1 protein-coding gene and 3 pseudogenes are annotated in these 15,703 nt (G+C 71.8%); all 4 read left to right on the forward strand.

The genetic code is table 11. The features are described from left to right. Positions 1-11 precede the first annotated feature (11 nt). Positions 12-4,874 (forward strand): annotated as a pseudogene (locus tag JJ691_RS09920) (type I polyketide synthase); the annotation flags it as partial. Between the two features lie 23 nt (positions 4,875-4,897). Continuing rightward, positions 4,898-6,088, forward strand: coding sequence for a cytochrome P450 (locus tag JJ691_RS09925; RefSeq protein WP_249227802.1), 1,191 nt, complete (start codon positions 4,898-4,900; stop codon positions 6,086-6,088). 120 nt (positions 6,089-6,208) lie between these two features. Next, positions 6,209-13,672, forward strand: a pseudogene (locus JJ691_RS53285) (SDR family NAD(P)-dependent oxidoreductase); the annotation flags it as partial. A gap of 135 nt (positions 13,673-13,807) precedes the next feature. Beyond that, positions 13,808-15,682 (forward strand): annotated as a pseudogene (locus tag JJ691_RS53290) (type I polyketide synthase); the annotation flags it as partial. Positions 15,683-15,703: the final 21 nt, after the last annotated feature.

Raw genomic sequence — 15,703 nt, forward strand, 5'->3', positions numbered from 1 at the left:
AGATGGCTGACGAGAACAAGCTCCGCGAGTACCTGAAGCTGGTGACCGCCGACCTGTCCCGGGCCCGGGCCCGCGTGCGGGAGCTGGAGGGCGAGCCGGTCGCTATCGTCGGCATGGCCTGCCGGTTTCCCGGCGGCGTGCATGGCCCTGACCAGCTGTGGGACCTGGTCGACGAGGGCCGTGACGCCATCGGGCCGTTCCCGGTCGAGCGCGGCTGGCCCGAGGACGGGCATGGCGGCTTCCTGGACGGCGTGGCCGAGTTCGACGCCGACTTCTTCGGCATCTCGCCGCGCGAGGCCCGCACCATGGACCCGCAGCAGCGCCTGGTGCTGGAGAGCGCGTGGGAGGCGCTGGAGCACGCCGGCATCGGCCCGTCCTCGCTGCGGGGCAGCCGCACCGGCGTGTACGTCGGCGCCTACTACCAGGGCTACGACGGGCTCGCCGACCACGCCGAGGAACTCATCATCGGTAACGCTTCAAGCGTTATCTCGGGTCGGGTGTCCTACGCCCTCGGCCTGGAGGGGCCGTCGCTGACCGTGGACACGGCCTGTTCGTCCTCGCTGGTGGCCCTGCACTCGGCGGTGACCGCCCTGCACCGCGGCGAATGCACGTTGGCGCTGGCCGGCGGTGTGTCGGTGATGGCCTCGCCGTCAGTGTTCGTGGAGATCGCCCGGCAGCAGGGCCTGGCCGCCGACGGGCGGTGCAAGGCGTTCGCCGCTGCGGCCGACGGGACCGGCTTCGCCGAGGGCGTTGCACTACTCGTGCTCCAGCGGCTGAGCGAGGCCCAGGCCGCCGGCCGTCGGGTGCTCGCGGTCGTGCGCGGGACGGCGGTCAACTCGGACGGCGCGTCCAACGGCCTGACCGCCCCGAACGGCCTGTCCCAGCAGCGCGTGATCCGGCAGGCCCTCGCGGCCGCCCGTCTGTCCACTTCGGACGTCGATCTGGTCGAGGCGCATGGCACCGGCACCACGCTGGGCGACCCGATCGAGGCGCAGGCGATCATCGCCACGTACGGCCAGGACCGGGAGACTCCGGTGCGGCTGGGCTCCCTGAAGTCCAACATCGGCCACACCCAGGCCGCCGCCGGTGTCGGCGGCGTGATCAAGCTCGTGCAGGCCCTGCGGCACGGCCGGATGCCCCGCACCCTGCACGTGGACGAGCCGACCCCGCACGTGAACTGGTCGGCCGGTGCGGTGGACCTGCTCACTGACGCCGCCGACTGGCCGGTCTCGCCCGATCGTCCGCGCCGCGCGGCGGTGTCCTCGTTCGGCGTGTCCGGCACCAACGCCCACGTGATCCTGGAGGAACCGCCGGCCGCCGCCGAGACCACCGTCGCAGACGCGCCGGAGGTCTTGCCGTGGCTGGTGTCGGGCAAGGGGGAGCAGGGCCTGCGGGCTCAAGCGCGTGTACTGCTGGACGTTCCCGGGGCGCCGGCCGCGATCGGGCATGCGCTGGCCATGACTCGTTCAGCCATCACGCACCGGGCGGTGGTGCTTGGCGCCGACCGTGACGAGCTGACCGAGGGGCTGGCGTCGCTGGCTGACGGGGAGCCGCTGCCCCAGGTGGTGACCGGCGTGGTCGGGCAGCCCGGCCAGGTCGCGTTCGTCTTCCCGGGCCAGGGCACCCAGTGGGTGGGCATGGGGCGGGAGCTGCTGGCATCGTCACCGGTGTTCGCGGCGCGGCTGGCCGAGTGCGAGCAGGCCCTGAAGTCCTTTGTGGACTGGTCGGTCACCGACGTGCTTGGCGATCAGGATGCACTGGCCGACGTCGAGGTGCTGCAACCGGTCCTGTGGGCGGTCATGGTGTCGCTGGCCGAGGTGTGGCGGGCGTACGGCGTGCAGCCGGCGGCCGTGGTGGGCCACTCCCAGGGGGAGATCGCGGCGGCCGTGGTCGCCGGTGCACTGTCCCTTGAGGACGGTGCACGCGTGATCTGCCTGCGCAGCCGCATCGCCGCGCGGTCGTTGCCGAGGCAGGGCGGCATGGTCGCGGTCACGCTGCCGGCCGAGCGGGTGCGGGACCGCTGGCACATCGCCGCCGTCAACGGCCCGTCCTCGTGCGTGGTCTCCGGCCGGGACGAGGAGCTGGACGCGCTGGTGGCGGAGTTCCCGGACAACACCCGCCGGGTGGCCGCCGCCTTCGCCTCGCACTCCCCGCACATGGAAGCCATCCGGGACGAACTGCTGGCGGCGTTCGAGCCGCTGCGCCCGCAAGGCGGCACGGTGTCGTTCATGTCCACGGTGACCGGGCGGATCATGCCCGGCACGGAGCTGGATGCCGAGTACTGGTATCGGAACGTGCGCGAGACGGTCCGGCTCGACCTCGCCGTGACGGCGTTGGCCGAGCAGGGCTTCGGCACGTTCATCGAGGTCAGCGGCCACCCGGTGCTGTCGGCGAGCCTCCAGGACCTGGTGGACAACGGCATCGTCCTGGCCACGCTCCGCCGCGACGACGGCGGCCCGCGCCGGGTGCTGCGCGCTCTCGGCGAGGCCCATGTCCGTGGCGTGGCCGTCGACTGGACGCCGGCGCTCGGCGTGGTCAGCGGGCCGGCCGTCGAGTTGCCGACCTACGCCTTCCAGCGACAGCGCTACTGGCTCGATCCCGTCGGCGGCGCGCTGACCAGCATCGACCTCGCTGGCGGCGACACCCTGTTCACCGCCGAAGTTTCGCTGGCCGCGCAGCCGTGGCTGGCCGGCCATGCCGTGTCGGGCACAGTCCTGCTGCCGGGCGTCGCCTTCGTGGAGATGGCCGTGCGGGCCGGTGACGAGGTCGGCGCTCCCCGCGTGGAAGAGCTGACGTTGCACCAGCCGTTGGTGATTCCGGCCCACCACGCCGTGCCGGTGCAGGTGCTCGTCGGGGCTGCGGACGGGGATCGCCGCTCGGTGACGATCCACTCCCGGTCGGGCGCGGACGAGTGGTCCCTGCACGCCAGCGGCACGCTGACCGCCGCGTCGGTGCCGGCCGACCACCTGGACACGTGGCCACCAGCTGGTACCCCGCTCGACCTCTCGCGCTACTACGACGAGTTGGCCGCCCGTGGGCTGGAGTACGGCCCCGACTTCCAAGGCCTGCGCGCCGCTTGGCGTGACGGCGACACCTTGTGGGCCGAGGTGTCGCTGCCCGAGCAGGACGGTCCGTACCTGCTGCACCCGGCGCTGTTCGACGCCGCCATCCACGCGTCCATTATGGACAGTGAAGAGAACCGCCTGCCCTTCGTGTGGGAAGGCGTGGCGGTCCACGCCGTCGGCGCGAGCGCGCTCCGGGTGCGGATCCGGATCTCCGCCGACGGCGACCTCTCATTGCTGCTCGCCGACGAGTCCGGCGCGCCGGTCGCCTCCGTGGACCGCCTCGCGTCCCGGCCCGTGGGCACGGCCCTGACCCGAGCCGTGGGCACGCTGTTCCGGCTGGACTGGATCCCGGTGGAGGCGACCGCGACGGAGGTTCCCGTGTGCCGGCCCACCTCGGTGGCCGACGCGCTGTCGGACGTCCAGCGCTGGCTGGCGAAGGAAGGTCCGCTGGCGGTCGTCACCCGGAACGCGGTCACGGTCGACGGGACCGCGCCGAATCCGGACGCCGCTGCGATCTGGGGCCTGGTCCGGTCCGCCCAGTCCGAGCACCCCGGCCGGTTCCTGTTGGTGGACACCGACGGCGAGGCATTGACGACCGAAGGCGAGCCGCAGTTGGCCGTGCGCGGCGGTCAGGCCTTCGCGCCTCGGCTGGCCCGCACCGAGGCGACCGGGAGTGCCCGATCCCTCAACGGAACCGTGCTGGTCACCGGGGCCAGCGGCACCGTCGGTGGCCTGGTCGCGCGGCACCTGGTCGCCGAGCATGGAGTGCGGCACTTGTTGCTGCTCAGCCGCCGCGGCGAAGTTCCCGAGCTGGCAGCCGATCTCGCCGCACAGGGCGCACACGTCACGGCGCTGGCCTGCGATGTGGGCGATCGCGACGCGCTTTCCGCCGCGCTGGCCTCGATTCCGGCCGCGCATCCGCTCACCGGTGTGTTCCACGCCGCCGGCGTGCTGGACGACGGCCTGGTCGACTCCCTGACCCCGGAGCGCCTGAACCGGGTGTGGCGGGCCAAGGCCGACGGCGCTCGCCACCTGCACGAGCTGACCGGGGACGCCGAGCTCGCCGAGTTCGTGCTGTTCTCCTCGGCCGCCGGCGTGCTGGGCAACGCCGGACAGGGAAACTACGCCGCCGCCAACACCTACCTGGATGCCCTGGCCTCCGTGCGCCGCAGCGAGGGCCTGCCGGCCCGGTCCCTGGCCTGGGGCCTGTGGGCCGACCGCAGCGAGATCATGACCGAGGACGCGTACGACCGCACCGTACGACGCGGGGTGCGCCCGATGGCCGCCGCCGACGCGCTCGCCCTGCTGGACGCGGCGCTGCGGACCGACGAGCCGCTGCTGCTGCCGATGGACGTCGACCTGGCCGTGCTGCGGGACATGGACGATCTGCCGCGGCTGTGGCGGGGCCTGCTGCCGATGCGGACCTATCGGCCCACGGCCCAGGTCGTGACCCGGTCGCTGGCCGATGTGCCGGCTGGGGAACGGGTTGCTGTGCTGACTGATCTGGTGCTCGGGCACACCGCGAAGGTTCTCGGCCGCGATGACCGGGTCGACATCGACCGGCCGTTCCGCGACCTGGGCTTCGATTCGCTGAGTGCGGTGGAGCTGCGCAACCGCGTCAACGCCGCGACCGGCGTGCGGTTGTCGGCGACGGCGGTGTTCAGCCATCCGACGCCGCGGGCGTTGGTGGCCAAGCTGATGGACGACCTGTTCCCCGCGGACGCCGCGCCGGAGGCCGAGGACGGGCCGCTGGACGTCGACGCGCTCGACGTCGACAGCCTCGTGGCGCACGCCCTGCGCGACGCCTGATCCCCTACACACCAGGAGCTTTCGTGACCGAGGTGCGCGACTACCCGTTCAGCCCGGCCTGCCGGCTGGACATGGACCCGACCTACGCCGTGCTGCGCGAGCACGAGCCGATCACCCGGGTGCGCATGCCCTACGGCGGCACGGCCTGGCTGGTCACCCGCTACGACGACATCAAGGCCGCGCTGGTCGACCAGCGGCTGAGCCGGACCGCCGCGGTCGGCCGGGACGTGCCGCGCAGCCGGCCCGAGCCGGAGTCGCCGATCTCACTGCTCACCGCCGACCCGCCGGAGCACACCCGGCTGCGCCGGCTGGCCACCCAGGCCTTCAACGCCCGCCAGATCGACCGCCTGGCCGGCAAGGTCGAGCAGGTCGTCGAACGGCTGCTGGACGACATGGAAGTCCAGGGCTCGCCCGGCGACCTGGCCGCCGCGCTGTCGTGGCCGATGCCGACCCAGGTCATCTGCGAGATGCTGGGCGTGCCCTACAAGGACTCCGACCGCATCCGGCACTGGGTCACCACTCTCATCGGCATGAACGGCGAGATCGCCGCCATCCAGCGGGCTCGCACCGAATTGTGGGGCTACTTCAAGGAACTGGTCACACGGCGCGAGGCCGAGCCGGCGGAGGACCTGATCACCCGGCTGATCCAGGCCCGCGACGAGGAAGGCCGGCTGGACGAGGTCGAGCTGATCTCCTTCGGCATCGCGCTGCTGATCGCCGGCTATGAGACGACCGCCAACGCCATCGGCAACTTCGTGTTCCACCTGCTGGCCAACCGGGAGCTGTGGGAGCGGCTGCTGGCTGAGCCGGACATCCTGCCGTCGGCGGTGGAAGAGCTGCTGCGTACGCTGCCCATCGCCGCCACCGGGCTGTTCACCCGCATTGCCACCGAGGATTTCCGGCTCGGCGACGTCACCATCCGCGCGGGCGACGCGGTGGTGTTGCAGCCCACCTCCGGCAACCGGGACGCGTCGGTGTTCGACCGGCCCGACGAGGTCGACTTCGACCGCATGCCCAATCCGCACATCGCTTTCGGCCACGGCACGCACTTCTGCCTCGGCGCCCACCTGGCCCGGCTGGAGCTGCGCACCGTGCTGACCGTGCTGCCGCGCCGTTTCCCCGATCTGCGGCTGGCCGTGCCGGCCGACGAAGTGCCGTGGCGCAAGGGCCAGTTGGTGCGCGGCGTCGAGTCGCTGCCGGTCGTGTGGGGCTGAGAACCGAAGGGTGTGGTTGTGGTGAGCGATGCCGACGAGCGGCTGGTGCGGGCCCTGCGCGCGTCCGTCAAGGAGAACGAGCGCCTGAAGGCCGACCTGGCCCGGGCCGGCGGGGCGCGGGAGCCGATCGCCATCGTGGCGGCGAGCTGCCGGCTGCCCGGCGGCGTCGAGTCGCCGGAGGACCTGTGGGACCGGGTCGCCGCCGGGCAGGACGTGCTGTCCGACTTCCCGGCCGACCGGGGCTGGGGCAGCATCACCGGCAAGGGGCACTTCGTTGACGGCCTGGCCGGCTTCGACGCGACCCTGTTCGGCATCTCACCCCGTGAAGCCCGCACGATGGACCCGCAGCAGCGGCTGGTCCTGGAGACCACCTGGCAGCTGTTCGAACGCGCCGGGCTGGCCCCGTTCTCGTTGCGTGGCAGCAAGACCGGCGTGTTCATCGGCTCCGGGGCCGCGGACTACACGGCCCTGCTCGACGGCAACCCGGTCGACTCCGCCGGCTTTCTGATCACCTCCACGTCCTCCAGCGTGGTGTCCGGGCGCGTGGCGTACACCTTCGGTCTGCACGGGCCGGCCGTCACCGTGGACACGGTGTGCTCGTCCTCGCTGGTGGCGCTGCACCTGGCGTGTGCTTCGTTGCGGCGCAAGGAATGCTCGCTCGCGGTGGTGGGCGGGGTGAGCGCGCTGGCGACGCCCCGGGTGATCACCGAGTTCGCCCACCTCGGCGGGTTGGCCCACGACGGCCGGTGCAAGGCATTCTCCGACGACGCCGACGGCACCGGCTGGGGTGAGGGCTGTGCGGTGGTGTTGGTGGAGCGCCTGTCGGATGCTCGACGGCTGGGGCATCCGGTGTTGGCGGTGGTCGCCGGTTCGGCGGTGAACCAGGACGGCGCTTCCAACGGCATGGCCGCGCCCAGCGGCCCGGCGCAGGAGCGGGTGATCGGGCAGGCGTTGGCCGATGCTGGGCTTCATCCGTCTGATGTGGACGTTGTGGAGGCGCATGGCACGGGGACGGCACTGGGCGATCCGATCGAGGCGGAGGCGTTGCTGGCCGCCTATGGGCAGGATCGGGTCGAGCCGTTGTGGTTGGGGTCGGCGAAGTCCAATTTTGGTCACACACAGTCGGCTGCGGGGCTGGTTGGTGTGATCAAGATGGTGGAGTCGCTGCGTCGCCGGGAGTTGGCGGCGACGTTGCATGTTAATGAGCCTTCGTCTCATGTGGACTGGTCGGCTGGTGCGGTCCGGTTGTTGACGGAGGGACGGTCGTGGCCTGAGGCGGACCGGCCGCGGCGGGCTGGGGTGTCGGCGTTCGGGATGAGCGGCACGAACGCGCACGTGATCATCGAGGAGGTGCCGAGCTCCCGCGAGGTCGCGCCGGATCCGAGCGACCTCGTCCCGCCCGTCGCGGGCGGAGAAAGCGCGGTGCCGTGGGTGCTGTCGGCCCGCACTCCGGAGGCGCTGCGGGCTCAGGCGGCGAAGCTGGCCGATGTCAAGGACAACCCGGTCGATGTCGGCTTCTCGCTCGCGACCACCCGTTCTCACCTCGAATACCGGGCCGTGGTCGTCGGCCGGGACCATGACGACTTCCGCGCCCGGTTGGCCGCTGTTGCCAGCACCGAGCCGGCGGGGTCGCCGTCACTGCTGGCCGTGCAGTTCACTGGTCAGGGCGCACAACGCGCCGGCATGGGACGTGAGCTGCATCAACGGTTCCCGGTCTTCGCCGCCGCGTACGACGAGGTCGCCACCAAGTTGGGCGGTCTCGATGCGGACGTGGACCTCGACCAGACCGGCAACGCTCAGCCGGCCTTGTTCGCGCTGGAAGTCGCGCTGTACCGACTGATCGAGTCCTGGGGCGTCCGCCCGACCCACCTGATCGGCCACTCCATCGGCGAGGTCGCCGCCGCGCACGTCGCCGGCGTGCTGGACCTGCCCGACGCGTGCCGTCTGGTGCGGGCCCGGGCCCGGCTGATGCAGGCGCTGCCGGCCGGCGGCGCGATGGTGTCGTTGCGGGGCGGCGAGGACGAGGTCACGCCATTGCTGACACCGGGCGTGGAGATCGCCGCCGTGAACGGTCCGTCCACCGTAGTCATCGCCGGCACGGAAGACGCCGTGCTGGCCGTTGCCGACCGCTTCCCGGGCAAGGCGGGGCGGCTCACCGTCAGCCACGCCTTCCACTCGCCGCTGATGGACCCGATGCTCGACGAGTTCCGCGCCGAGATCGCCGGACTCACGTTCCGCCCGCCGACCGTCCCGATCATCGCCGACGGCGACGTCACCACGGCCGAGTACTGGGTGACCCAGGTGCGCCGGCCGGTGCGGTACGCCGACGGCGTCCGCCGGCTCGGCGAGCTCGGCGTTCGTCACTTCCTCGAACTGGGCCCCGACGCGGTGCTGTCCGCGCTGGCCGATGGGTCGCTGCCGGAGGGCACGTTCGTGCCGGCGCTGCGCAGGGACCGGCCGGAGGCGGAGACGCTGCTGGCCGCGATCGGCCGCCTGCACGTCGCCGGCTTCGACATCGACTGGACGCCGGTTTTCCCCGGTGGGCAGCGGGTTTCGCTGCCCACCTACGCGTTCCAGCGCGAGCGGCACTGGCTGGGGCCGCAGGGCGGCAAGCTGGAGGTCACCGAGCTGGCCGGAGGTAACGGCACACTCGTTACCACGAAGCTGTCCCTGGCCGCGCAGCCCTGGCTGGCCGGGCACGTCGTGCAGGGCGCGGTCCTGGTGCCGGGCGTGGTCCTTGTCGAACTGGTCGTGCGGGCCGGCGACAGCTACTCCCGCATCGAGGAATTGACCCTGCACAACCCGTTGGTGCTGAACGAGAACGACACCGCCGAGGTGCAGCTGTTCCTCGGTCCGGTCGAGAGCGACCGACGGCCGGTCACCATCCACGCCCGCACAGCCGACGGGGAGTGGCTGCAACACGCCAGCGGCACGGTGACGATCGAGCGCGCGGCCGAGACGGGCCTGGCCGACTGGCCGCCGCGCGACGCGGAACCCCTTGACCTCACTGGCTTCTACGAGCGGCTGACCGATCTCGGCTTCCACTACGGGGCCGACTTCCAGGGCCTGCGGTCCGCCTGGCGGGCCGGCTCCACACTGTGGGCCGAGGTCAGCCTGCCCGAGCCGGACGGGCCGTACCTGCTGCACCCGCCGCTGTTCGACTCGGCGATCCAGGTCGCGTTCGCCGGCGCGAGCGAGAGCCGCCTGCCGTTCTCGTGGGAAGGCGTGTCCATCCATGCAGTGGGCGCCAGCAAACTGCGGGTCCGGGTCGACGTGGACGAGTCGGGCGACTTCTCGGTGCTGCTGGCCGACGACAGCGGGGCGGCCGTGGCCTCGGTGGACCGCCTCGTGACGCGGCCGGTGTCGGCCGGCGCGCTGGATGCGGACGGCGCCAAACTCCTGCACCTGGAGTGGATCAGCGCGACGCTGGACGAGGTCGCCACCGGGTTCGGCACGGCGTGCCCGGCGGACGTGACCGAGGCGTTGGCCGTGGTGCAGGCGGAGTTGGCCGAGCCGGAGCGGACGCTCGTCATTCTCACGACCGGCGCGGTCTCGGTGGACGGGACACACGCGCCCAACCCGGAGGCGGCGGCGATCTGGGGCCTGGTCCGGTCGGCCCAGGCCGAGCACCCGGGCCGCTTCGTGCTGGCCGACATCACCGACGACGCGATTCCCGTCCTGCCGTCCGCGGTGGGCACCGGGGAGCCGCAGTTCGCGATCCGTGCCGGCGAGGTCTTCGTGCCCCGGATCGGGCGGCGCGGCGGGGCGCGGACCGACCGGCGGCTGGACACCGACGGCACAGTGTTGATCACCGGGGCCAGCGGCACCATCGCCGGCCTGGTCGCGCGACACCTGGTCGCCGAGCACGGCGTGCGACACCTCCTGCTGCTCAGCCGCCGGGGCGAAATCCCCGAGCTGGCAGCCGAGCTGGCCGCGCAGGGCGCGCATGTCACCACTGCCGCCTGCGATGTCGCCGACCGGGACGCGCTCGCCCGCGTGCTGGCGGACGTGCCGGCCGAGCATCCGCTGACCGCGGTGTTCCACACTGCCGGCGTCCTGGACGACGGCCTGGTGGACGCGCTCACCCCGAGCCGGCTGAGCACGGTCTGGCGGCCGAAGGCCGACGGCGCCCGCAACCTGCACGAGCTGACCGGGCACGCCGAGCTCGCCGCGTTCGTGCTGTTCTCCTCGGCCGCCGGTGTCGTGGGCAGCGCCGGCCAGGCCAACTACGCCGCGGCGAACGCCTACCTCGACGCCTTCGCCGCCTGGCGTCACGCCCAGGGGCTGCCCGCCGTGTCGCTGGCGTGGGGCATGTGGGCCGAGCTCAGCGCCATGACCAAGGGGCACGCGGAGCGCATGTCCCGCCGGGGTGTGCGGCCGCTGTCGACCCGACGGGCGCTGGCGATGCTGGACGCCGCGCTTCGCCGGGACGAGGCGCTGCTGCTGCCGATCGACGTGGACGAGCAGGAGCTGCGGGCGATGGACGACCTGCCGCACCTGTGGCGTGGCCTGGTCGGCACCCGGACACAGCGTCGGGCCGCCCGCTCGATCACGCTGTCGCTGGCGGATGTGCCGGTGGCCGAACGGGAAACGATGCTGACCGACCTCGTGCGTACCGAGGTCGCCGCGGTGCTCGGCCACGGCTCGGCGGCCCAGGTGGAGCTCGACCGGCCGTTCCGCGACCTGGGCTTCGACTCGCTGAGCGCGGTCGAGCTGCGCAACCGGATCAACGCCACCACTGGCGTGCGGCTGTCGGCGACCGCCGTGTTCAGCCATCCGACACCGCGGGCGCTGGTGGCCAAGCTGCTGGACGACCTGTTCCCCGCGCCGGTCGACGACGATCTGGACGTCGACGACCTCGATCTGGACAGCTTGGTGGCCCGCGCGCTGCGTGGCCCCGAGGCCCGGAAGGTGTGATCCGTCGTGAGTGGTGCTGACCAGCGGCTGGTGCAGGCGCTGCGGGCCGCCGTCAAGGACAACGAGCGGCTGTCCCGCGAGCTGACCCAGCTGCGCGGGGCGCGGGAGCCCATCGCCATCGTGGCGATGAGCTGCCGGCTGCCCGGCGGCGTCGAGTCGCCGGCGGACCTGTGGGACCGGGTCGTCTCCGGGCGGGACTTGGTGTCGGAGTTCCCCGCCGACCGCGGCTGGGACGTGGACGCGCTGTACGACCCCGACCCGGACGCCAAGGGCAAGACCTATGCCCGCCAGGGGTACTTCGTCGACGGGCTGGCTGACTTCGACGCCGCCCTGTTTGGTGTGTCGCCGCGCGAGGCGCGGACGATGGACCCGCAACAGCGGATGGTGTTGGAAGGCACGTGGGAGGTGTTCGAGCGGGCCAGCCTGACCCCGTCCTCCTTGCGGGACAGCAAAACGGGCGTGTTCGTCGGATGCTCGGGGGCCGACTACGGCAGCCTGCTCGACGACAACGTGGACGAGGCCGAGGGCTACCTCATCACCTCGACGGCATCGAGTGTGGTTTCTGGCCGAGTGGCATACACCTTCGGCTTGCGTGGTCCCGCCCTCACCGTCGACACCGCTTGCTCGTCCTCGCTGGTGGCGCTGCACTTGGCCATCGCGTCGCTGGCCAAGGGGGACTGCTCGCTCGCGGTTGTCGCCGGGGTCAGCGCTTTGGCCACGCCAGTGGGCTTCCTGGAGTTCAGCCGTCAGCGGGGACTGGCGCGGGATGGGCGGTGCAAGGCGTTTGCCGAGGCCGCTGACGGCACTGGCTGGGGTGAGGGCTGTGCGGTGGTGTTGGTGGAGCGGCTGTCGGATGCTCGCCGGTTGGGGCATCCCGTGTTGGCAGTGGTCGCCGGTTCCGCCGTCAACCAGGATGGCGCCTCCAACGGATTGACGGCACCCAGTGGTCCGGCCCAGGAGCGGGTGATCCGGCAAGCTTTGGCCGACGCCGGCTTGCGTCCGTCCGATGTGGATGTGGTTGAGGCGCATGGCACGGGGACGGCGTTGGGTGATCCGATCGAGGCGGAGGCGTTGCTGGCCGCCTATGGGCAGGATCGGGTCGAGCCGTTGTGGTTGGGGTCGGCGAAGTCCAATTTTGGTCACACACAGTCGGCTGCGGGGCTGGTTGGTGTGATCAAGATGGTGGAGTCGTTGCGGCGTAGGGAGTTGGCGGCAACTCTGCACGTCGACGCGCCGTCGTCTCATGTGGACTGGTCGGCGGGTTCGGTGCGGTTGTTGACGGAACGGCGGTCGTGGCCTGAGGTGGGCCGGCCGCGGCGGGCTGGGGTGTCGGCGTTCGGGATGAGCGGCACCAACGCGCACGTGATCGTCGAGGAGTCATCGAGTTCCCGCGAGGTCGCGCCGTCCTCTGGAGCCGCGGGCCGGGAAAATCGCGTCTTTCCAGCGATTTTTTCGGACAAGGCGAAGAGGGCGGATCCGAGCGACCTCGCCCCGCGCGGAACGCGCGGCAAAGGCACAGTGCCTTGGGTTCTGTCCGGTCGGACGCCGGCGGCGCTGCGGGCCCAGGCGGCCCGCCTGCGTGCACACCTCGCCGTTCAGGACATCGCCCCGGGAGATGTCGCCTTTACCCTGAACAACTCGCGCACCCGTTTCGACCACCGCGCGGTCCTGGTCACGGGAAGTTCGGCGCAGGGCGTGGAACTGCTCGACAAGCTGGCCGCGGACGAGCTTGATGACGCCATCGTGGTCGGCGGCCCGGCGTCCGCGTCGGAGCGGGTGGCTTTCATCTTTCCCGGCCAGGGCGCGCAGTGGGCCGGCATGGGGCGGGAGCTGATGGACCAGTCGGCGGTCTTCGCTGACGCGATGGCCGAGTGCGAAGCGGCGTTCACCCCGTACGTGGACTGGAAGCTGCGCGAGGTCCTGGACGATTCGGCGGCGCTGGAACGCGATGACGTCGTGCAGCCGGCGCTGTTCGCGATGATGATCGCGCTGGCCCGCCTGTGGGCCGGCGTGGGCGTCGTGCCGGCCGCGGTGGTCGGTCATTCGCAGGGCGAGATCGCCGCGGCCGTGATCGCCGGTGCACTGTCCCTTGAGGACGGTGCCCGGGTGGTGTGCGAACGCGGCAAGATCCTCATGGACCTGCTCGGAACCGACTGCGGTGGCCTGGTTTTCGTGCCGGCGCCCGTGGAGCGGATTCAGACCCCGGGACTGACCGTCGCCGCTGTCAACAGTGCGACCGTCACCGTGGTCGCCGGCGACGAGGCGGCGTTGGCGGCGGTGCTGGCCGAGCATCCCCGGGCCCGCCGCGTGCCGATCCAGTACGCCTCGCACAGCCCGTTCGTCGAGCCGGTCCGCGACGAGATGTCCCGGCGGCTCAGTGGACTTCAGCCGGGCGTGCCGTCGATTCCCTTCTACTCCACGGTGTCCGGCGATCGGATCGACACCGCCGACTTCGGTGGCGACTACTGGTACCGCAACCTCCGTCAGACGGTCCGCTTCCATGACGCCGTGCAAGCACTGGCCCGCGACGGCATCTCCACCTTTGTCGAGGTCAGCCCGCATCCAGTGCTCGCCGCGGCAACGGATGCCGGTTCGGTCGTGGAGACCTTGCGCCGCAACGACGGCGACCTACGCCGGTTCCTGCTCTCGGCCGGTGCGCTGCACGTGGCCGGCGTGTCGGTGGACTGGAATCCGCTGCTGACCGGCCGGCACGTGGATCTGCCCACCTATGCCTTCCAGCGGCAGCGGCACTGGCTGATGCCCGGCGGCACCCGCCCGACCGGCCAGACGCACCCGCTGCTGGGGCTGCCGCAGGAGATGGCCCACACCGGCGAGACCGTGTTCACCAGCTCGCTGTCCCGGCGAACCCATCCCTGGCTGGCCGATCACGCCGTGCACGGCGCTGTGTTGATGCCCGGCACCGGTCTACTGGACCTCGCGTTGCGGGCGGGGGAGGAACTGGGTTGCCGGCGGGTCGACGAGCTGTTGCTCGAACAACCGTTGCTGGTGCCGGAAACCGGCGAGGTCAGGCTCCAGGTGGTCGCGGCCGCTGAAGAGGACGGTCGCCGTGCGCTCAGCGTCTACGCCCAGAGCCCCGACGGCTGGGTGCGGCACGCCAGTGCCACCCTGTCCGACGAACCAGCCGCCGTGCCGGCCTTCGAGTGGCTGCCGGCCGGGGCGGAATCCGTTGATCTGGACGGGTTCTACGAGCAGCTGGCCGACCGTGGTTACGAGTACGGGCCGCTGTTCCAGGGCCTGCGGGCCGCATGGCGCTCCGGCGACGACGTGTACGCCGAGGCCGTGCTACCGGGTGAACCGGGCCGATATGGCGTGCATCCCGCGCTGGTGGATGCGGCCATCCATGCCGTCGGATTGTCCACCGTGGCCGCTATTGCGCTGCCGTTCGCGTGGAATGACGTGACCTTGCACCGAACCGGGGCAACGACGCTACGGGTCCGGCTCACCCCTGTCGCCGACCACGCCATCGCGCTGACGGCCGTCAACGAGGCGGGGGAGTTGGTGTTGTCCGCCGGGGCGATGTCCGTGCGGGCCTTCGATGCCGCCGAACTCCGCACCGATTCCTTGTTCCGCCTCGACTGGACCGAGACGCCGCTGCCGGCCGCCGCGCCCGCTGGCGCGCTCGCCGTGCTGGGGACGGACGCTCTCGGACTGGGGCTGGATGTGCACGCCAGTGTGGACACCGTCGGTCCTGAGGTGGATCTGATCGTCCCGGTCGGTGCCAGCTCGGCCCTGGACGCCGCCGTTCGTGTGCTCGACCTGGCCCAACAGTGGCTGGCCGACGACCATTCCCGGCTCATCGTCGTGACCAACGGTGCGGTGGCGGCCGAGTGTCCCCACGTCGAGGCGGCCGCCGTGTGGGGTCTGCTCCGTGCCGCCCAGTCCGAGCATCCCGGGCGGTTCGTCCTCATCGAATCCGATGGCACGCTCACCACCGACCTGCTCGTCTCGGCGCTGGCCGCTGACGAGCCGCAGCTGGCCGTGCGCGATGGCAAGGCCCTGGCTCCGCGGCTGGCGCGAACGGCGCGCGGAACTGAGCAGCCCCCGAATCCATCCAACCAGACGAACCTGGCAATCCCGGCCGGTGAAGCCACCGGGCAGTGGGCCCTCGACGGTGGAGCGGCCACTGAGCCGTGGGGACCGGACAGCACTGTGCTGATCACCGGCGGGCTGACCGGCATCGGGGCGGCGGTGGCTCGGCATCTGGCCCACAGCCGTGGTGTGCGGCGGCTGGTGCTGGCCGGTCGTCGGGGCGCGGACACGCCGGGAGCCGACGGCCTGCGGGCGGAGTTGGCCGAGCTTGGTGCGGAGGTGGTGGTGGCGTCGTGCGACGTCACCGACCGGGCGGCGTTGGCGGCGTTGTTGGACGAGCACCCGCCAAGCGCCGTGGTGCACGCGGCTGGGGTGCTGGATGACGGGATGTTGGAGGCGTTGACGGGCGACCGCGTGCGGAAGGTGTTTGGCCCGAAGGTGGACGGGGCCTTGCACCTGCACGAGCTGACCAAGGACCGGGACCTGGCGGCGTTCGTGTTGTTCTCCTCGGTCGCGGGCACGTTCGGCGGGCCGGGGCAGGGCAGTTACGCGGCGGCCAACGCGGTGCTCGATGCGTTGGCCCAGCACCGCCGCGCGGCCGGCCTGCCGGGACTGTCGATCGGGTGGGGGTTGTGGGATGTGGCCAGT

The organism is Kutzneria sp. CA-103260, assembly GCF_018263855.1.
Classification (GTDB): Bacteria; Actinomycetota; Actinomycetes; order Mycobacteriales; family Pseudonocardiaceae; genus Kutzneria.